This window comes from Rhodocaloribacter litoris (assembly GCF_011682235.2).
GTDB classification, from domain to species: domain Bacteria; phylum Bacteroidota; class Rhodothermia; order Rhodothermales; family ISCAR-4553; genus Rhodocaloribacter; species Rhodocaloribacter litoris.
In genome coordinates this window covers 3,790,761-3,810,109 of record NZ_CP076718.1, presented here as the reverse complement: position 1 = coordinate 3,810,109, position 19,349 = coordinate 3,790,761, and the positions used below count along the sequence as shown (strand labels likewise).

At 67.7% G+C, this 19,349-nt stretch carries 20 protein-coding genes; 6 read left to right on the top strand and 14 right to left on the bottom strand.

From position 1 onward, the window contains the following. Positions 1-162: 162 nt before the first annotated feature. From GQ464_RS15780 to GQ464_RS15755, 6 genes are all read right to left on the bottom strand, one after another. Positions 163-681, bottom strand: a complete 519-nt coding sequence (locus tag GQ464_RS15780) for a BrxA/BrxB family bacilliredoxin (RefSeq protein ID WP_166977091.1) — start codon at positions 679-681, stop codon at positions 163-165. A gap of 113 nt (positions 682-794) precedes the next feature. Beyond that, positions 795-1,712 (bottom strand): MBL fold metallo-hydrolase, encoded by a 918-nt coding sequence (locus tag GQ464_RS15775; protein ID WP_166977089.1) that lies wholly within the window; start codon positions 1,710-1,712, stop codon positions 795-797. Positions 1,713-1,770: 58 nt separating this feature from the next. Continuing rightward, positions 1,771-2,160, bottom strand: coding sequence for a fluoride efflux transporter CrcB (crcB, locus tag GQ464_RS15770; protein WP_166977087.1), 390 nt, complete (start codon positions 2,158-2,160; stop codon positions 1,771-1,773). 82 nt (positions 2,161-2,242) lie between these two features. Next, on the bottom strand, positions 2,243-3,238 hold the full coding sequence (locus tag GQ464_RS15765) for an acyl-ACP desaturase (protein WP_166977085.1): 996 nt from the start codon (positions 3,236-3,238) through the stop codon (positions 2,243-2,245). 109 nt (positions 3,239-3,347) lie between these two features. Next, entirely contained in the window at positions 3,348-6,170 is a 2,823-nt protein-coding gene (gene polA, locus GQ464_RS15760; RefSeq protein ID WP_166977083.1) for a DNA polymerase I, read from the bottom strand. Between the two features lie 178 nt (positions 6,171-6,348). Next, on the bottom strand, positions 6,349-6,885 hold the full coding sequence (locus tag GQ464_RS15755; RefSeq protein ID WP_166977081.1) for a hypothetical protein: 537 nt from the start codon (positions 6,883-6,885) through the stop codon (positions 6,349-6,351). Between the two features lie 173 nt (positions 6,886-7,058). On the opposite strand from GQ464_RS15755, the gene GQ464_RS15750 reads away from it, so the two are divergent. Then, positions 7,059-7,739, top strand: a complete 681-nt coding sequence (locus GQ464_RS15750; RefSeq protein ID WP_166977080.1) for an HAD family hydrolase — start codon at positions 7,059-7,061, stop codon at positions 7,737-7,739. Between the two features lie 21 nt (positions 7,740-7,760). Here the strand turns inward: GQ464_RS15750 and GQ464_RS15745 are convergent, their stop codons facing one another. Genes GQ464_RS15745 through GQ464_RS15735 form a run of 3 tightly spaced genes read right to left on the bottom strand, consistent with a single transcriptional unit; the run spans position 7,761 to position 9,985 of the window. After that, the gene (locus GQ464_RS15745) at positions 7,761-8,585 is read right to left on the bottom strand and encodes a carbon-nitrogen hydrolase family protein (protein ID WP_166977078.1); all 825 of its coding nucleotides are present in this window, start codon (positions 8,583-8,585) and stop codon (positions 7,761-7,763) included. A 2-nt stretch (positions 8,586-8,587) separates the two neighbouring features. Next, entirely contained in the window at positions 8,588-9,460 is an 873-nt protein-coding gene (locus tag GQ464_RS15740; RefSeq protein ID WP_166977076.1) for a fructosamine kinase family protein, read from the bottom strand. Between the two features lie 6 nt (positions 9,461-9,466). Next, complete coding sequence (locus GQ464_RS15735) at positions 9,467-9,985, bottom strand: low molecular weight protein-tyrosine-phosphatase (RefSeq protein WP_166977074.1); 519 nt, start codon at positions 9,983-9,985, stop codon at positions 9,467-9,469. 318 nt (positions 9,986-10,303) lie between these two features. Between GQ464_RS15735 and xseA the strand changes: the two genes are divergently transcribed. After that, entirely contained in the window at positions 10,304-11,500 is a 1,197-nt protein-coding gene (xseA, locus tag GQ464_RS15730) for an exodeoxyribonuclease VII large subunit (RefSeq protein ID WP_166977072.1), read from the top strand. Between the two features lie 164 nt (positions 11,501-11,664). Continuing rightward, the gene (locus GQ464_RS15725) at positions 11,665-12,723 is read left to right on the top strand and encodes a YjbQ family protein (protein WP_228350356.1); all 1,059 of its coding nucleotides are present in this window, start codon (positions 11,665-11,667) and stop codon (positions 12,721-12,723) included. 20 nt (positions 12,724-12,743) lie between these two features. On the opposite strand, the gene GQ464_RS15720 is transcribed toward GQ464_RS15725, so the two are convergent. Continuing rightward, on the bottom strand, positions 12,744-13,520 hold the full coding sequence (locus tag GQ464_RS15720; protein ID WP_166977070.1) for an SDR family NAD(P)-dependent oxidoreductase: 777 nt from the start codon (positions 13,518-13,520) through the stop codon (positions 12,744-12,746). A gap of 184 nt (positions 13,521-13,704) precedes the next feature. Here GQ464_RS15720 and xseB point away from each other — a divergent pair, with 184 nt between their 5' ends. Next, a complete protein-coding gene (gene xseB / locus GQ464_RS15715; RefSeq protein WP_166977068.1) occupies positions 13,705-13,917 on the top strand; it encodes an exodeoxyribonuclease VII small subunit in 213 nt (70 codons plus the stop codon). Positions 13,918-13,994: 77 nt separating this feature from the next. Next, on the top strand, positions 13,995-14,501 hold the full coding sequence (locus GQ464_RS15710) for a hypothetical protein (RefSeq protein WP_166977066.1): 507 nt from the start codon (positions 13,995-13,997) through the stop codon (positions 14,499-14,501). Here the strand turns inward: GQ464_RS15710 and GQ464_RS15705 are convergent. Continuing rightward, positions 14,498-15,046 carry a UpxY family transcription antiterminator gene (locus tag GQ464_RS15705; RefSeq protein ID WP_166977064.1) on the bottom strand — a complete coding sequence of 183 codons (549 nt, stop codon included), beginning with the start codon at positions 15,044-15,046 and terminating at the stop codon, positions 14,498-14,500. The genes GQ464_RS15710 and GQ464_RS15705 overlap by 4 nt on opposite strands. Before the next feature lie 188 nt (positions 15,047-15,234). Between GQ464_RS15705 and GQ464_RS15700 the strand changes: the two genes are divergently transcribed. After that, positions 15,235-16,191 carry a L,D-transpeptidase gene (locus GQ464_RS15700; RefSeq protein ID WP_166977062.1) on the top strand — a complete coding sequence of 319 codons (957 nt, stop codon included), beginning with the start codon at positions 15,235-15,237 and terminating at the stop codon, positions 16,189-16,191. Positions 16,192-16,211: 20 nt separating this feature from the next. On the opposite strand, the gene lepB (GQ464_RS15695) is transcribed toward GQ464_RS15700, so the two are convergent. From lepB (GQ464_RS15695) to GQ464_RS15685, 3 genes are read right to left on the bottom strand one after another with little or no spacing between them, the layout of a single operon-like run. Then, complete coding sequence (gene lepB, locus GQ464_RS15695) at positions 16,212-17,306, bottom strand: signal peptidase I (protein WP_166977060.1); 1,095 nt, start codon at positions 17,304-17,306, stop codon at positions 16,212-16,214. Positions 17,307-17,312: 6 nt separating this feature from the next. After that, positions 17,313-18,446, bottom strand: a complete 1,134-nt coding sequence (gene lepB / locus GQ464_RS15690) for a signal peptidase I (protein WP_166977058.1) — start codon at positions 18,444-18,446, stop codon at positions 17,313-17,315. 56 nt (positions 18,447-18,502) lie between these two features. Continuing rightward, positions 18,503-19,348 carry a hypothetical protein gene (locus GQ464_RS15685; RefSeq protein WP_228350355.1) on the bottom strand — a complete coding sequence of 282 codons (846 nt, stop codon included), beginning with the start codon at positions 19,346-19,348 and terminating at the stop codon, positions 18,503-18,505. Position 19,349: the final 1 nt, after the last annotated feature.

The window sequence follows — 19,349 nt, the reverse complement described above, 5'->3', positions numbered from 1 at the left end:
GGTCCTCACACCGTTTCAACATGAAGCCGCATGGCACGCCGGGACGGCCCCTCCCCCCAAGGCCACGCTACCGGACAAAAATACGAAAGCCGACCCTGAAGAGAAGGCCGGCTTTTCTCGGCATGCCGGAGTGCACGCCGAACGGCACGGAGCGCCCCCGTGTCAGAGGATCGAGCGGAACGTGGAGGGCAGATCCGGCGAGGCGGACGGCGCCTCGGCGATGCCGGGTCGCTCCGGCTCGTCGACGTCCGGCGCCTCGTCCCCGCAGAACCGGTCATAGGCGCGGACGAGGTCCATGGCGATGGCGCTGGCCGAACGCCCTTCGATGTGACGCCGTTCGAGCACGAACACGGGGTCCCCGTTCCGGAACAGGGCGATGAACGGCGAGGACGGCGGAATGCCGGCCAGGTATTTGCGTGCCTGCGCCGTCGCCTCGAGGTCCTGCCCGGCAAACACGGTGACGTATTTGTCCGGCTGCACGGTGTGTTGCATGGCCAGGGCCACGGCCGGGCGGGCGTTGGCGGCGGCACAGCCGCAGACCGAGTTGATCACGAGCACCATAGTCTGATCCTCGGCGGCCTCGAAGGCAGCGTCCACTTCGGCCGCGGTGTGCAGTTCTTCCACACCGAGCCGGGTCAGTTCCGCCCGCATCGGGGCAACGAGTGCTTCGGGATAAGGCATGTCTACAACCGTCGTTGTGGCTATGGAGATTTCAGCAAACACCGGGGGACGGCGTCCTCGTCCGGCTCTCGAACGTGGAAAGGCGGGCTTTTGATCCACCGGGGTTGCCGTCGTCACCCGCGCTTGCGCCAGTACCGGGCCAGGCCATACCAGCTTCCGGCCGGCTGGGCGAAGATTTCATACGGGCGCCGTCGCCCGGGCGGGAGCGTCGCCCGGAGTTCATCGAGGACGGTTTTTTCGAAGACCGTCGCCCGGGCGGCGTCGTCGCCTGCGGCGTCGAGGGTGTGGCGCACCCGCTCCGCCCACGCCGTCAGCTGCCCGGCCAGCGTATCGAGGTGCCAGGCGACGTCCTCCGAGGGACCGAAGTGGGTCACGAAGAGGCGTTCGGGGTGCCAGCGTCTCAGCACGTCCAGGCTGGCCTGCCACGCCTCCAGGCTGACGTCCGGCGGCGGCGTGACGGGCACCACCACCGGGTCGCCGGTGACGCGCATCCCGGCCACGTCGCCGGCGAAGACCGTACCGCTGGCTTCGTCGAGATAGCTGACGTGGTGGACGGCATGGCCCGGCGTGTAGGCCACCCGGAGCGTGCGTCCGCCGGGCGAAAGCGCCTCGCCGCCCCGCAGCCGCACGACGCTGGCTTCGGGCACGGGGAGCACCTCGCCCCACAGGGTCTCCATCGCGTCCCCGTAGATCCGGCGGGCACTCGCGAGCAACCGCGCAGGATCGATCAGGTGCCGGGCCCCGATCTCGTGCACATACACCCGCAGGCCCGGATGCGCCTTCACCAGCGTGCCGGTCGCGCCGGCGTGGTCGAGGTGGATGTGCGTCAGGAGCAGCCCCGCCACGTCGCCGAAGGCAAAGCCGGCCGCTTCCATGTTGCGCCGCAGCCCATCGAGGGAGACCGCCGGCCCGGGATCGACGAGCAGCAGCCCGTCCCCGGTCTCGAGCACGCCCGTGGCGATGAGCCGCGGCACGCCCTGGTATTCGACATCCACATACCCCGTCCCCGGCGCAAAGCGGTCGTACGACATGACGGTCTGCGTTTGCCTTCCGATGTTCGACCTTCCAGCCCGCCCCCCGGCGAAGCCCTCAACGCCCTGCCAGCGTGAGCAGGGAACGTGCGGCGAAGAAGCCGAGGACGACCGCCCCGAGTGCCAGCAGGTTGCTCGCCAGCAGGTTGAGCAGGGCCAGGCGCACTTCTCCGTCGCGCAACAGGTTGACGCACTCGAGCGCATACGTGGAGAACGTGGTAAACGCTCCGATGACCCCGACAAAGACGAAGGGCGTCCAGCGGGGTCCGAAGGGCGCGTATTCGGCCAGGGCCCACAGCAAGCCGATCACAAACGACCCGGCGACGTTGACGCCCAGCGTACCCCAGGGAAAATCCGGTCCCGCCCACTGCTGGATCAGGCCGGACAGCACGTAGCGCAGCACGGCCCCTACGGCACCTCCGGCAGCGATCAGGGCAAGCTTAAGCACACAACCTCCTTCGGCCTACGGGTTCGTGGTGCATCGGGCGGGCGATCCGAAGGCGCGGGCAAGCCAGCGGCAGCCGCCCGCCTCACCCCATGGCCAGTTCGCGCCCGTAGATGAAGTCGAAGCGGAACGACTTCATCTGCGTCCGGCGCTCGATGTACTCGGCCACCTTCTGCAGGCGTTTCGGGATGTTCAAAATCTTCTCCTGCGCCTTCCGCCCGGCCTCGTTCAGCCCCGTCATCACCTCGATCTTCCAGAAGGAGATGGCTTCCTCCACAATCTTCTTGTAATCCCAGGGACCGTAGATGCCGGCCCGGCGCACGATGTCCGCCATGTCCCTGAAGTTCGGCATCGAGACGCCCGGCATGTCGATGCTCGGCATGATGGCCAGGGCCGACTCCAGGGCCCGGTTCGGGTCGATCTCGAGAATGGCCCGGAACACCTTGCGGTAGAACGAGAAGTGTTTGGCTTCGTCGGCGGCGACGCTGGAGAGGATGCCCTTCAGCAGGGGTTCGTCGTCGCCGACGAGCTTGCCGGTGTTCTGGTGCGAGAGCTGGGTGGCCCGTTCCTGGAGGGTCGTATAGACGAAGACGCGGTAGGGGTCGCGGTCCCACTCCGGGGTGAAGCCGGCTTCCTGGTAGGCATACTGCATCATCTCCACCTCGCGCCACTTGAACAGGCGGGCGTCGCGGGCATAGTCGCGCAGGACGCAGCCGTGCCGGTCTTCCTCGGCCGTCCACATGAAGTTCCACCGGTTCCAGACGCTCTCGTCGCCCAGGTAGGTTGAGAGCAGGCGGTGGAAGTGGGGCAGGCCCTCTTCGGTGAGGAGGTTGAGCACGACCGCCACCCGCACCGGGTCGGCGATGCCGCGGGCCCGCTCGCGGAGGCGCCCGAGGAGGCGGTGCTCGTCCTCGTCCATCTGCTCGTCGGAGGGCAGGAAATCGCTCGGAAACCAGAGCCGGCGCTTCCGAAGGTGCTCGTCCATCATGTCTTTGACGAGCGGCTCCAGTTCCTTGAGCACGGCCGCCTTGGCCTCGGTCTCGTATGACTCCGTATGCTCAGGAGGAATGACGACGTCCATACTTTTCAACAGGGATCAAGGTGAAGGAAAGGTATCCAGGGTGAAAGCCGCACGGCCTGCACGGCCCCGTCGTGTTCTGGTACCGGCGGGTGCCCACAAAGTTGCCGTCTCAGTGTGCGTCGAGCCAGTTGTCGCCCACGCCGATGTCGACCTCGATGGGGACGTCGAGCGGGAGCGCCGCGGTCATCTCCTCGCGGACGAGCGCGCAGAGGGCTTCGACTTCTTCGGGCGGGGCCTCGAAGAGCAGCTCGTCGTGCACCTGCAGGAGCATGCGGCTGCGGCGTCCTTCGCGGTGGAGGCGGCGGTGGATGCGCACCATGGCGAGCTTGATCATGTCCGCCTGTGTCCCCTGCATGGGCATGTTGACGGCGATGCGTTCGGCGGCCGAGCGCACGTTCCGGTTGCGGGCGTTGATGTCCGGCACATACCGTCGCCGCCCCAGCTTGGTCTCCACATAGCCCAGCCGCCGTGCCTTCTCGACCTGCTCGGCCAGGTAGCGCGTCACACCGGGAAAGGATCGCTGGTACTGGTTGATGAGCTCCTGCGCTTCTTTCACGGGGATGCGCAGCCGCTGGGCCAGCCCGAAGGCGGAGACGCCATACGGAATACCGTAGTTGACCTCCTTGGCCTTGCGCCGCTGCTCGCGGGTGACCTCCCCGGGGGGCACGCCGAAGACGCGGGCGGCCGTGGCGGTGTGGATGTCCTCGCCCCGCCGGAAGGCCGCGATCAGGGCCTCGTCGCCGCTGAGGGAGGCCAGGATGCGCAGTTCGATCTGGGCATAGTCCGCCGAGACGAGGCGCCAGCCCGGCTCGGGCACGAAGGCGCGGCGGATCTCCCGCCCCCGCTCGGTCCGCACCGGGATGTTCTGGAGGTTGGGATTGGAAGACGATAGCCTTCCCGTGGCCGTGACGGTCTGGTTGAAGGTGGTGTGCACGCGCCCGGTCTCCGGGTGGATGAGCGCGGCCAGGCTGTCGACGTACGTACTCTTGAGCTTGGCGAGTTGCCGCCAGTCCAGGATCAGCCCGGGCAGCGGGTGTTCGGTGGCGAGCTCTTCCAGGACGCGCTCCTTCGTCGAGGGGCGCCCGGTGGCCGTCTTGGCGACGACGCGGAGGCCGAGCCGTTCGAACAGGATCTCGCCGAGCTGCTGCGTCGAGCCGATGTTGAACCGTTCCCCCGCGACTTCGTAGATCTGCGCTTCGAGTTCGGCCAGCTCGCGCTCCAGCTGGGCCGAGATCTCGCCCAGCACGTCCGGATCGACGCGGATGCCGGTGAGCTCCATGTCCGCCAAGACGTAGATCAGGGGAAACTCCATCTCTTCGGCGATGGCGGTGAGCTCGTGTTCGGCAAGCTGGGCCCGGAGGATCTCGACGAGCTGGAGGGCCACGTCGGCGTCCTCGCAGGCATAGGGGCCCACGACGTCGAGAGGAACGTCCCGCATCGAAAGCTGGTTTTTGCCCGTGCCGATGAGGTCGCTGATGGGGATCATCCGGTAGTTGAGGTAGCGCCGGGCGAGGGCATCGAGGCCGTGCGGGTCTTCGGGTGCGATGAGGTAGTGGGCCACCATCGTGTCGAAGAGCGGCCCTTCGATGCGCAGGCCGTGCCGGGCCAGCACGAGCAGGTCATACTTGAGGTTCTGCCCCACCTTGTGGGCCTGCTGCAGGGGCTTGCGGAGGGCATCGAGCACGGCTTCGGTGGGGGTGCCGTCGGGCATCGGCGTGGGGACATACCGCCCCTGCCCCGGCGCCCACGAGAACGACAGCCCCACCAGCGAGGCGTACATCGCCTCGGTGGAGGTCGTCTCCGTATCCAGGGACAGCACCGGCTGCGCCGCCAGGGTCCGGGCCAGGTCGTCCAGCGCCTTCCGGTCACGCACGACGGCGTAGTCGACCGCCCCGGCATCGTGCGCGCGTACCTGTTCGTAGGGACCGAAATCGAACGCGAGGTCTTCCTCCTCTGCTGGGGACCGCCCTGCGTGGCCCTCTTCGCCGGCATCGAACAGATCGCCCTGGGTGCCGGCCTTCCCGTCCTCGCCGAACATCGCCTCGACGCGCGGCAGGAGGGTGTTGAACTCCAGTTCCCGGAACAGTGCCCGCAGCCGGGCCAGGTTCGGCCTTTTCCGGTGCAGGGCTTCCCAGTCGATCCCGACGTCCACGTCCGTCTTGATGGTGACGAGCCGCTTGCTCAGGAGCGCGTCTTCCGCGTGTGCCAGCAGCCCCTCGCGGGCCCGCTTGCCGCTCACCTCGGCCGCGTGCTCGACCAGGTTCTCCACCGATCCGTATTCCTGAATCAGCTTCATGGCCGTCTTCTCACCGATGCCGGGCACGCCGGGCACGTTGTCGGAGGCATCCCCCATCAGGGCCAGCATGTCGATAAACTGGTGCGGTTCGAGGCCATATTTTTCCCGGAAGCTCTCCAGGGTGATGGGATCGAAGGATTCGCCGCGGTGGGCGGGCCGGTAGATGGAGACGGCCTCGGAGAGCAACTGCTGGAAGTCCTTGTCGGGAGAGACGATGACGACGTGGGCGCCGTCGGCTTCGGCCCGGCGGGCCAGCGTGCCGATCACGTCGTCCGCCTCCACCCCCTCGCGCTCGATGACCGGGATGTCCATCGCCCGGACGATCTCCTTGATGAGCGGCAGGTTGGCGAGCAGTTCCTCCGGCGGCGGGTCCCGGTGGGCCTTGTAGGCTTCGTAGAGCTCGTCCCGGAACGTCCCGCCCGCCCCCATCACGTCGAAGACGACGGCGATGTGGTCGATGTCGTGCTCCTCGATCAGGCGCAGCAGCGCCGTCGTGAAGCCGTAGGCCGCCGAGGTGTTCTGGCCTTTCGAGTTGACGAGCGGACGGCTGATGAAGACGAAGTGCGCCCGGTAGGCCAGTGCCATCGCATCGAGCAGATAGAGCACCTTGCCGTCGCCGTTCTTGCCGGAAACCATGCGTTCGAAGGGATAGATCCGTATACGGCGGCCCCGGGCCGCCCCGTCTCATCCCTCAAACTATGAACTTTCCGGACGGGATTGAAGAAGGAAAGGGAAAGATTCGGCCGGTTCGCCGCGCGCACCGGCCTCCGGCGACGTGGAAGGCGGGTACAGCGAAAAACCCGGGCCCCGGCTTTCAGCGCCGGCCCGGGCTTGCCACTGCGCCGGGGGAGCCGAGAAGGAGCGTTTGCCGTGCCTCGGCCCAGGAGCCGGCCACGGGATCGTAGAGTGAGAGAATCAGCGTGCGCCGCAGCGGGAGCACGTCGAAGCCGGGTTCCACCAGGACCGTGAGCGTCAGCAGGCAGCCCGTCTCGTGCCCCCGGGCCAGCGAGGAAACCAGCGTCACCCGGCCGTCCTCCCGCCCCGAGAGCTCACGGGACCCCAGCGAAGGCCCCAGCCCGCTTTCTCCCCGCACCAGCAGGCGTACCCCTTCCGGCAGCGGCGTATCCAGCGAAGCCACCAGGTCCACGTGGTCCAGATTCACCCCGACCTCACAGGACACCAGGCCCTGTGCCATCCCCGAGACCACGTCCAGCGTGATCTCCCGGTCGAGAAAACGCACCGAAGCCAGCGGCACCGTGTCGATCTCGACCTCCTGCGCCGGCGCCTCCAGGGCACCGGCCGTCCAGAAGACCAGCAAGAGAAGCGTCCATCCCGTTCTTGGAAACATCATCGCGGCTTTGCCTGGTGTGGAAGGTGGTCCCTTCCTTCGACAATCCCCGTACCCTTCTCACATTGAGACAACCGCAAGCGCTCCCGGGGTCTTTCCCGTATCTTAATCGGTCTGCCGGAGCCCTTCCCGGGACCGCGCGTTTCCGGGAAGTAACCCCGGCTCATTCGTTGGTCATGAAACTCTTCCTCTTCGACATCGACGGCACGATTCTGCGCGTGCACAACGTGGGGCGGCACGCGCTCGAGGACGCCCTCGCCGAGGTGCTGGGCCGGCCGCTCCCCACCGCCGGCATCTCGTTCTCCGGGAAAACCGACCCGCAGATTCTCCGGGAGGTGCTCGAGCACCACGCGCTGGGTCATCTGGCGCGGGACGGGGTCTTCACCCGGATCCTCGACGTCTACCAGGAGCGCATGCGGGCCGCCCTCACCCCCGATCGTTTCCTCCTCCTGCCCGGCGTACGGGCGCTCATCGACGCGCTGGCCGGGCGGCCGGACGTCTGCCTGGGGCTGGTCACCGGCAACCTGGAGCCACTGGCCTACGTCAAGCTCGGCGCCGTGGGCCTCGACGCGCACTTCCCGTTCGGTGCCTTCGGCAGCGACCATGCCGACCGTCGACGGCTGCCCCCGCTGGCCGTCGAGCGGGCCCGGCGGCACACCGGCCGGACGTTTGCGGGCAAGGACATCGTCATCATCGGCGACACGGAGCACGACATCGACTGCGGGCGCGGGGTCGGGGCTTTTTCCGTTGCCGTCTGCACGGGCCGTTTCTCCCGTGAGCACCTCGCCCCGCACGGCCCCGACCTCCTGCTCGACGACCTCAGCGATCCGGCACCGCTGCTGGAACTGCTGCGCTGATCCCTGGCCCGTTCGCTGTGTTCAGGAGGCGAGGTCGAACGGGCGGTCGTGCCGGAGGGACGGGATCCTCGCCCGCACCCGTGCCACCTCGTCGAGGTCGATCTCGGCCAGGATGAGGCCGGGCGTGTCCCCGGCGTCGGCGAGCACGCGTCCCCAGGGGTCGACGATGAGGGCATGGCCGTAGGTGGCGCCGTCGCCGTGGGTGCCGCACTGGGCCGGCGCGAAGACGTAGGCGCCGTTCTCGATGGCGCGGGCCCGTAGCAGGACGTGCCAGTGTGCCTGTCCCGTCGTGCGGGTGAAGGCCGAGGGGACGGCCAGGATCTCGGCCCCGGCCTGGGCCAGGCGGCGATAGAGGTGGGGGAAACGCAGGTCGTAGCAGACGGAGAGGCCGAGCCGGCCCCAGGGCGTCTCGGCCACCACGGCCCGGCTGCCGGGCATGATGACGCCGGACTCGCGGTAGGCCTCGCCCCGGCCCAGGTCGACATCGAAGAGGTGGATCTTGTCGTAGCGGGCGGCGATACGCCCGGCGTCGTCGAGGAGGAGGCTGCGGTTGAAGGCCCGCCCGTCCGGCGCGCTGACGGGCAGCGAGCCGAGCAGGATCCATATGCCGAGTTCGGAAGCCAGCGCGCGAAACACCGGCAGGGCCGGGTGGTCGGCTTCGTCATAGGCGGTGAGCTGGAGACGGCCCCGGTGCAGGTGCAGCTGGCTGAAGTACTCCGGCAACCCGACGAGCCGGGCCCCACGCCCGGCCGCCTCCCGCACGCGGGCCGTCGTCTCCTTCAGGTTGGCGTCGAGGTCGGCGCCGGCGCTGTGCTGGATACAGGCGAGCGTGAGGCGTCGGTCCATGTTCAGGCGAAGCGGTCGAGCACTTCGGCGACGCTGCCGGCATAGCCTTCGCCGAAGTGGTTCAGGTGGTTGAGCAGGTGGTACAGGTTATAGACCGCGCGGCGCTCTGCATAGCCGGGTTCCAGCGGCCAGGCTTCGCGATAGGCGGCATAGAAGGCCGGGTTGAAGCCGCCGAAGAGTTCGGTCATGGCCAGGTCGGCTTCACGGTGGCCGAAGTAGACGGCCGGATCGATGAGGGCGGCCCGGCCGTCACGGGCCGTCATGACGTTGCCGCTCCAGAGGTCACCGTGCAGGAGGGAGGGTTCCGGGCGGGCGGGCAGCAGGTCGTCGAGGCGGGCATAGAGGCGTTCGAGCGGCCGGTCCCAGCGCCGGTGCCAGCGACCTCGCTCCCGGGCCCACCGCACCTGCGGTTCGAGGCGTCGCTCGCGGAAGAACGCCGGCCAGTCGTCCGCCCAGGCGTTGTGCTGGGGCAGCCGCCCGATGAAATTGTCCTCGTCGAAGCCGTAGCGGCCGGCCGTGTGCCGGTGGAGGTGGGCCAGGCCGCGGCCGAAGGCCTCCCAGAAGCCCGGCCCGCGCGTCCCGGCTTCGATCCACGTCATCAGCAGGAAGCCCGGGGTGGCCTCGTCCGGATCGCCGAGGGCCAGCACCTCGGGCACGAGAAGCGGCGAGGCGGCCTCGTGCAGGGCGCGGAGGCCGTCGGCTTCGGCCCAGAACGTGCGGGCCACATCGCCGCGCCCCCATTTGAGGAAGTAGGATCCTTCCGCCGTCTCGACGCGGCACGCCAGGGCAATGCACCCGCCGCCGACCGGCTCGCACCGGCGCACGGAGGTGCCGAGCATGGCGGCAAGGGCGTCCGTCAGCGCTGCGGGCAACATGGGGGGTCAGGCCGTGGTCTGGTCAAGGTCGTATTCGGCCACGAGCCGGTCGAGCAGGGTGCGGGCCGTCCGCTCGACGATGGCGAAGACGTTCTCGAAGCCCTGGGCCCCGCCGTAGTAGGGGTCGGGCACCTGGTAGTCGCCCGGCTCGGGGTCGAATTCGCGAAAAAGGCGCACCTTGTTTCCGTAGCGATCTTCGCGGTCGAGAAAGAGCACGTCGTGCAGGTTGTCCCGGTCCATCACGAAGATGTGGTCGTAGTGTTCGAGGTCCCGGGCGGTGAACTGGCGAGCGCGCTGGCCGTCGAGGGGCACGCCGTGGCGGCGGGCCGTCTCCCGCATGCGCCGGTCGGGTGGTTCGCCCACGTGCCAGCTGCCGGTGCCGGCCGAGTCGATGTCGAAGCGATCTTCCAGGCCGCGTTCCCGCACCAGGTGCCGGAAGACCCCTTCGGCCAGCGGGCTCCGGCAGATGTTACCGAGGCAGACGAAAAGAACCTTGATTTTGTTGGAAGGCGGATTCGATGGCATGACGACGTTCGGTGCATGAAGGATTGCAGCACATACGAAGGGGAGACGCGCTTGTGCCCGTCTCCCCTTCCGGAAGGAATCCGTCTTCACCGGATTTTACCGTGTGTCTACACGTTTTCCGTTCGCGGGATAGGAAACTGCTCCCACACGTCGTCGCCGACAGGCTGCTACGCCGGGGTCACAAACCGGCCCGCGCTTCGTGGAACCAAACGGGGCGCGGGTTGTCTGCCGGATCGCTGCCATCCGGGATGCTGGTTTCAGAGAGCAGGTCGGCATGCAACATGGCGCTCCGCTTCGTTGATTTACCCTTTCCGAACGATGGAACGACCGATCCTCAGCGTACGCGAGCTCGTGCGCGGCATCAAGGACCTCGTCGGCACCCACTTCGACGACGTGCAGGTCGAAGGCGAGCTGTCCAACTTCCGGCGCCCGGCCTCCGGCCACTGCTATTTCACGCTGAAAGACGCCGACGCGCAGATCCGTTGCGTCATGTGGCAGGGTTATGCGCGGCACCTCTTCTTCCGGCCCACGGACGGCCTGCTCGTCCGGGTGCGGGGCGAGGTGACCCTCTACGAAACCCGGGGCGATCTGCAGATCGTCGTGCGGTCGATGCGCCTGGCGGGGGAGGGCGCGCTGCAGCAGGCCTTCGAAGCGCTCAAGCGCAAGCTGGCTGCCGAGGGCCTCTTCGACGCCCGGCACAAGAAGCCGCTCCCCCCCTTCCCCGAAACCGTGGGCATCGTCACCTCGGGCACCGGGGCGGCCCTCCACGACATCCTCTCCATCCTGGAGCGGCGCTTCCCCGCAGTACGGGCACTCGTCTGCCCCGTGCAGGTGCAGGGCCTCGGGGCGGCGGAGGCCGTCGCGGAAGCCATCGACAGCTTCAACGCCCTGCCGGCAGGCGACCCCCTGCGACCGGACCTCCTGATCGTGGGGCGCGGCGGCGGCTCGGCCGAAGACCTCTGGGCGTTCAACGAGGAGATCGTGGCCCGCGCCATCTTCGCTTCCGAGATCCCGATCATCAGCGCCGTCGGGCATGAGACCGATGTGTCCATCGCCGACTTCGTGGCCGACGTGCGGGCCGCCACCCCGTCGATGGCGGCCGAGCTGGCGGTGCCGGACCGCCGCGAAGTTGCCTTCCTCGTACGCGGGCTCTGCGACCGGCTCCATGCCCGGCTCACCCAGACCGTCGAGGAACGCCGGCGCCACATCCGGCACCTGATCGGCTCCCGGGCCTTCCTGCGCCCGGTGGACCGGCTCCACACCGCCGGACAGCGCCTCGACGAACTCCTCCTCCGGCTCTCGCGCAGCCCCCGGCGCCTCTTCGAGACCCGCCGGCACCGGCTCGACGCCCTCACGGCCCGGCTCCACCTCCTCGACCCGCGCCGCCCCCTGCACCTCGGTTACGCCCGCGTCGAGCGAGGCGGCGTCCCCGTCACCGCCGCCGCCGACCTCCACCCCGGCGACGAGGTGCTGCTCCGCTTCGCCGACGACAGCCGCCCCGCCCTGATCCGGTAACCGCCCGCGCCCCTTCCGGGGATCCCTCGCATTTTTCCTGAGACCTTCCCTATTTTGAAACGCCCCCGGAAGTCGGGCGTAGTATGGGGCGCTTTGAGCCCGCCGAAGACCTCACAGGGCGTACCGCCGTCGCCCGGGGCCCTTTGTTCCACCTTGTTTGCTTCATGATGTCACCGCCGGCCGAAATCACACTCGAACTCACCCCGCCGTCGCGCCTTGCCATCATCGACATCACGCCCCGCCTCGGCGACCGGCTCAGCGCCTTCCCCCGCGTCCTCTACTGTTCCTACCACACCACGGCGGGCTACCTGGACCAGCGCCTGTGCGAGCGGCTCAACTACGACGTGGAGGCCGTCCGCCAGTACGTCCGCTCCTTCCAGCGCCTCTTTCCCCCGAACGCCGACTACCACCACGACCAGCTGCACCGGCGCACCGAACTGTCCGAAGCACAGCGGCAGTGCGAGCCGCGCAACGCCGACTCCCACCTGACCTTCATCGGCTCCGGGCTCGAAAGCTGTGTGACATACGCCAACCACCCCGGCCGGCCCGTCTTCTTCATCGACCTCGACGGCATCAACGGTGAGGACCGGCGCCGGCGGCGCACCACCGTCATCGGCTTCAACCGGGAAGAAACCAGCGCCACCCGCACGTTCGACGTCCCGGTCTCCCACCACCCCATCGACTCGGTCAACCTGCGGGATCCGCGCCTGGGCCTCTACGAGCAGCTCCTGGAACACCTGCAGGCCCTGGGCATCACCAAAGGACGCATCGACCTGCGCCTGGCCCCGGACGAGCTCCACACGGGGCTGACCGTGAACGAATACGAAACCCTGCTCATGCGGCACGACCTGGCCGAAGTGCTGCAAAACCCCCTGCGCTTCATGGCCGAAAAGGGCCGCAACATGCTCCTGAACCCCCGTTCGATCCCGAGCAAGGCCCGGAACTACGCCAAGTACGACCTCGTGCACCTGGTCAACGAGGCGCTCGACGTGCTGGGCCTGAACGAGTCGCTGGTCGAGCGCATCATCGACAAGTTTCTCCGCTACCCGGCCTCACGCTTCCTCCGCATGAAGCGGCACGTGAGCCTGCCGGTCTCCGACCGGGACCAGCCCGGCCGGGGCCGCATCGTGCAGGGCACCTACCAGAGCCCCATCCTCGTGCAGTGGCGCCGGCCTGAGAACGGCATCCGGAAGGTCATCGCCACCTTCGTCCGCTTCGACTAGCCCGGCCGTCCGGGGGCCGGCTAGATCAGCGAGTGCGACTGCACCCCGTCGACGTTGACACAGGCGCCGGAGACCCAGCTGGCCCGCTCGGAGACGAGGAACGTCACCACGTCCGCCACCTCCTCGGCCGTGCCGAACCGCCCCATCGGGATGTTCTGCGCGACGAAGCGAGCCATCCCTTCGGGATCTTCCTTGCAACGCCGGTCCCAGCTGCCGCCCGGAAAACGAATCGACCCGGGCGCCACGGTGTTGACCCGGATGTTGTACGGGGCCAGCTCGACGGCCATGATCTTGGCCACGCTGATGAGGGCGGACTTCGTGGTGTTGTAGATCGACAGGTTCGCGCCCCCGGCTTCCCGGCCAAAGATCGACGCCACAAAGAGGATGGCCCCGCCGCCGGCCGCTTTCATCGGAGCGACGACGGCCCGGCTCGTGCGGATGTGCGCCTTCAGGTTCAGGTCGAGGATCGCCTCCCAGTCGTCGTCCGTCGTCTCGACGAAGGGTTTGCGGCGGTTCCCGCCGGCATTGCCGACGAAGACGTCGAGGCGGCCGTAGCGCTCGAGCGTGGCGTGGACAAGCCGCCCGGGAGCGTCCGGTGCGGTGATGTCCAGCGGCAGCGCCAGGACTTCGCCGCCGTCGCGCTCGATCGCGCCGGCCACCCCGCGCAGGGCCTCCTCCCCCCGCGCACAGATCACCAGCCGGCATCCTTCGGCCGCAAGCGAGCGCGCGATCCGCTCGCCGATGCCCCGGCTGGCACCGGTGACGACGGCCACTTTGCCTTTGAGCCCGAGATCCATACCCGTTGCGTCCCGTTTCGTTGACAGACACCTATCGCCCGGAAGAACCGGCACGGCGCCCCTTCTTTCCACCCGGAATCGTTTCTTCGCACAAACTTTGTAGGCCCCGCAGCGCAGACCCGGCTGGCATCCTTTCCGGAACCGCCGTAGGTTTCGCTGTCCTTCCCTTCCGCTTCGGAACGCCATGAGCAAGCAAACCGCCCCGCCGCCTCCCGAGGAGATGACGTTCGAACAGGCGCTGCGCCGCCTGGAAACCATCGTGGAAATGCTCGAAAACGACGAGGCGGACCTGGACGCCGCGTTGCAGGCCTACGAGGAGGGCGTCCGGCTGGCACGCTTCTGCCTGCAACGCCTCGAAGCGGCCGAGCTGCGCATCCAGGAGCTGCGCCTGGAATGAACGATCTTTCCCCCGGCTCCCGCGTTCAACGCCCGGTTCCTGCCGCATCGTTCATCCACGCATCGATCCGTCTCGCCATGTCAACCCCGCTTTTCCCTGCCTTTCCGGACGAGGCCCGGCTCTGGATCTACGCGGCCGAGCGCTCCCTGACGGCCCGGGAGCAAGCCGAGGTACTGGAACGCCTGCAGCCTTTCCTGGCACGCTGGAGCTCGCACGGCCGGCCGGTCCGGGGTGCGGCCGTCTTCCTGCACGATCGTTTTCTGGCGGTGGCGGGCCACCTGCCGGCGGGCGACCTCTCCGGGTGCGGCATCGACGCCTCCGTCCACCACATCGAAGCGGCCATCGCCCCGCTGGCGACGGCCTGGGCGCCCGCCCTGACCGTCTTCTACCGTGACGACGACGGCACCGTCCGGAGCGCGGAACGCCGGGAGTTCCGCCGGCTGGTGCGCGAAGGACACATCCACGCCGAAACCCCCGTCTTCGACCTGAGCCTCACCTCGGTCGGCGAACTGCGCCGGGGACGGTTCGAACAACCGGCAGGGCAGTCCTGGCACGCCACCGTTTTCCGCATCCCGGTTGCCTAACGGCGCGAGGCCGCATCCGCCGGCACCGGCTGTGCCCAGACCGCCGGGATGTTGATGCGTACCGCCTGCCGGATGGTGGGCACGATCAGCACGACGTGCGTCTCGCCCCGGTGGGAAACGACCTCCCCCCTCAACCCGCGGAACGGCCCCTCCTGCACCACCACCTTCGTCCCCCGGGGCGGCAACGGCCCGTGCAGCGGCTCCAGGCGCAACGGATCGTTCTGTGTGATGCGTAGGTTTTCGATCTCCTCCTCCGACATCTGCGCCAGTCGTCCTCCGAACGAGACACAGCGCACGATCCCGTCCGTCTGAAGCACCCGGATCCGTTCCCCCTCATCCACCTTCGCAAAGAGATAGTTGGGAAAGAGCGGCTCGATCACCTTCTTCTTGCGGTCCTTCCATTGGCGAATGACAGCCCGCTTGGGCAAGAACACTTCAAAACGGCGCTCCTGCAACCGCTGCTCACATTTTTTCTCCGCCCGCGGGGCCGTATAAAAAACCCGCCAGTATTTTTCCGGGTTCGGGTTCAAAAAAGCATTTTCCATATCCTTGCCCCACTTCCCGTTTCAACGCATATTAGGCGCGGGCACCCCGGATGGCAAGTATTTAGTCCGATGTTCACGAAGAAAGCCGTCCGGAAACCCATGAGGCGTCTCGGTCGTGCCAGGCATCGGATTTGCTTCGAACGCGATACACAACCATCGAACCCCGCTTTCGCCATCCGGTCACGCTGATGAAACGAACCTGCCATCTTGTCTTGCTGCTGTTCCTGCTGGCCGCGACGGCACCGGAGCCCTCGGCGGCGCAGTCCTACATCAACCAGTCCGCCCTTTCCGGCATCCTTTCCGCCTGCCCGGAAGACCTCGACACCCTGCCCGAGGTCAACTATAAATACTACGTGCTCTACAGCAGCCGGGACAATAACGTGCTGGCCCGCAACACCTTCTACAAGGTGCTCGGCGACGGCGACGTCCAGCTCGGGCAGGAGCGTGCCAAACTGGTCGAGCTGCTGAACCGCAAGCTGGTTGCGTTCACGAACATCGGCGACACGCTGGTGGTGCCGGACCGCTTCGACGTGAATTTCTGCGCCTACAGCCCGTTCCCCTACTACTACCCCGGCGCCCGCGACTTCGACAAGCTGTTCATCATCGAGAAAGAGATCCAGGCCTGGGCGGCGTATGAATACGGCAAGCTCGTCCGCTGGGGCATTGTGAGTACGGGAGCCGAAACCTCTCCGACCCCGAACGGGCGGTACAACTTCAACTGGAAGGCCGAGTACCGGATCTCGTCGCTCAGCCCGCCGGGAGAGCCCTGGGAGATGTACTGGGTGTTCAACTTCCACGAAGCCCGCGGCATCCACATTCACCAGTATGCCATGCCCACGGGCGGTCCCCAGAGCCACGGATGCGTTCGCCTGATCGACGACGACGCAAAGTGGGTCTACCACTGGGCCGACGGCTGGAAGCTGGCTTCCGGAGGAAACGGGTTCCCCTCCAGTTTCGGCACGGTCATCGCACCGGGGACCACGGTGCTCGTCATCGGCCAGGAGACCTTCGGCCACCCGACCCCCTTCGAATACGCCCCGCGTTTCCCCGTGCTGCACCGGGTGGAGCTGCCGGCCCACCCGTACGACGTGCCGCCGGGCACCCCCCAGCAGGACTACTTCGACCGCATCCGGGGCACGAACTGACGGAAGGGCGGGCTGCGGTATCAGCGGATGCGGTGCAGGATACGCTCGAAACGGGGCATGTGGCGTTCCAGGTCCCAGGAGAAATAGACCAGCACGGCTTTTCCCACCACGTGATCCATGGGGACGAAGCCCCAGACGCGGCTGTCCTGGGAGTTGTCGCGGTTGTCCCCCATGACGAAGTAGTAGTCCTGCTCGACCACGTAGCGGTCCGTGAGCACCCCGTCGATCAGGAAGCGTCCGTCGTCGAGGCGGCGGGCGTCGTGGCCCTCGTAGCGCCGGATCAGCCGTTCATAGACGGGCCAGCTCTCGTCGGTGAGGTGGAGCGTGTCGCCCCGGGCGGGGATGTAGAGGGGCCCGTAGTGGTCGGGGCTGAAGCCGCGCCCGGGGGGAAAGGTGCGCAGCCGGAGGCCGGCTTGCGGGGGCGTCACCAGCGGTTCGACGGAGGCGACCGCATTCCAGGAGGCCACCTCCTCGGCCACGTCCCGGGTGGCCTCGAAGGCGATGCGACCGCCGGTGCGGAGCCCGCCCTGCACCGAGAGGAGCGACGCGCCACGGGCTTCCAGCTCTTCCAGCGGCAAAACCGCACCGGGCTCGGCCCGCACCACCCACTTCTGCTGCATGCCCGGCATCAGCGGCAGCGGAACCCCGTCGATATGGGTCACCTTGTTCCGGATCGAGAGCGTCTCGCCCGGCAGGCCTACGACCCGCTTGATGTAGTGCGTCTTGCGATCGACCGGTCCTTCTTCGGCCGGGTAGTTGAAGACGATCACATCGCCGCGGCGGATCCGGGAGAAGCCGGGCACCCGCACGTGCGGCAACGTGACGTCCGGCAGGTACCAGCCGGTCAGCGGTAGCCCGACGGAGCGGGGCAGGCGGGGACCGTAGTGGAGCTTGGAGACCAGGACAAAATCCCCCGCCAGCAGGTTCTTCTCCATCGAGGAGGTGGGAATGCGGAAGGCCTGCAAGCAGAAGGCGCGCAGCAGGAGCGCCGCCACGACGGCCACCCCGAACGCAGCGAGCCAGTCGCGGGTGCGCAGCCGGTGCGCACGGGCCACCGTGCCGGCAGCCACCGGGGCCTCGCCCGGTGCCGTCGCATCGCTATGTGGACGCGGCAACAAGCGCTACGGTACGGGTTTGAAGAGGCGACCGAACCGGGGAATCCCGAGCAGGTCGCCCTCATCTTTTTCCCAGGAGAAATAAATCAGGATCGCCTTGCCGACGACGTGATCTTCCGGGACGAAGCCCCAGAAACGACTGTCCTCCGAGTTGTCGCGGTTGTCCCCCATGACGAAGTAGTAGTTCTGGGCGAAGGTGTAGGTGGTGACGGCTGCGCCATCGACGAGGAAGGTGCCGCCCTGCCCCCGGCCGGTGACATGGCCTTCATACCGGCGGATCACGGGCTCGTAGACCGGCCAGTTCTCCTCCGTCAGCGGGATCGTCTCGCCGGCTTTCGGGATCCACACGGGCCCGTAGTTGTCCGGCGTATACCCCCGGCCGGGTGGATACATGAGCTCACTGTAGCCGGCGTCCGGCGGGGCGATGGCCGGTTCCACGCGTTCCACCCAGGGCCAGGACGCGATCTCACGCGCCGCCGCCGTCGTCGCGTTGACCTGGGCCACCGCCGAGTTCTGCGGATCGACGACGCCGGCCGGGTCGACCCCGAGCTCCTCGAGCCGGGTACGCGAGAGGCGGACGTTGGGGCTGCTCTTGTAGACGAGCCACCGCTGCTGCATGCCCTCCATGAGCGGGACCGGCTCGCCGTCGACGTGAACCACCTTGTCCTGCACCGAGAGCGTCTCGCCCGGCAGGCCCATGACCCGCTTGATGTAGTGCGTCTTGCGCTCGATGGGCGCCTCCTCGACCGGATAGTTGAACACGATGGCATCGCCCCGCTTCACCTCGCTGAAGCCCGGCAGGCGGGTCCAGGGCAGCTCGAGCCCGCCGATGTAGATCTGCGTGAACGGGATGCCGAGCGTCATGGGGGTGCGGGTGCCGTAGTGCAACTTCGAGACGAAGAGAAAGTCCCCGACGAGCAGGCTCCGCTCCATCGACGGAGTGGGGATCTTGAACAGATCGAAGAAGAAGGTGCGGACGATCAGCATCACGACGGCCGCAAAGACGAGGGCGTCGAGCCACTCGCGCAGCTTGCTCTTTTGCGAGGGGGCTTTCCGGGCCCGCCCGTTGGTGCCGGCCGGTTCGGCGCGGCTTCCGGCGCGCGTCTTTCGCCGTTCGGTTCGCGTGGTCGGGTTTGCCAAGGTTTTTTCTCTATCTGAATGGAATGCCGGGGCCACGGAGGCGGCATGGATACGGCCTAGCCGGCCGGTCCTCGCAAGAGCGGCCGCCCGCGAAACAGCTCGGGCCGGGGAATGCGTTCCATAAAGAACGCCCCATGCTTGTAGCCGGTTCGGTACCAGGTGTTGGTATCGGCGTGAAAGTAGTAGTCCACGTACGGTTCCCGCCGGCCCTCTTCGACCAGCCGCCCGAGGAGCGCCTGCCGGATGGCGAACAGGTCGTCGCGGTAGCGGCTGTCCGAGGCCACCACGAGCCCGCGCTCCAGCGGGCCGTTCACGTCCATGACGACGAAGGGAATCGAGTCGTTCAGCACAAACCAGTACTCGAACTGGATGAACGTGTCACGGGCCCGGGCGTTGCGGGCACGCCCCCCGGGCAGGTCCAGCTCGGCCAGCGTGAGCGTCGGCGGGCCGAAGTGGGCCTGCAGGCGGGCCCGGAGGTCGCGTGTGCGCAGGGTGTCGAGCGGGTGAAACGTGTTGCTCCCGAGGAAGGCCCAGGCGGTTCCGGCGAACCGCTTCTCGAACCAGGGACGCTCCAGCTTGCGGACGAGTTGCCACCGCGCGATCGGGAAGGACGGAGGCGACGGGGCTTCGGCGGCCGGGCCGGCCGGCCGCTCGCGACGCGCCCACAGCGTGTCGGCGAGCACCGGAATCCGCACCGGCGGGAGCGGCACGGCACGCATGCCGTACTGCCGGCGAAGGTGCTCGGCCTGCACGCGGACCCGTTCGGAACGGAACAGGTCGATCAGGCTCTGGGCCTTCCCGTCCGTTGCCGCCCCCAGGCACCATGCCACCAGCCCGATCCACACGTACCGCATCATCTGCCCGCTACGGCTTTGAACGTCGTCCGAAGGCTGGACTTGCAAG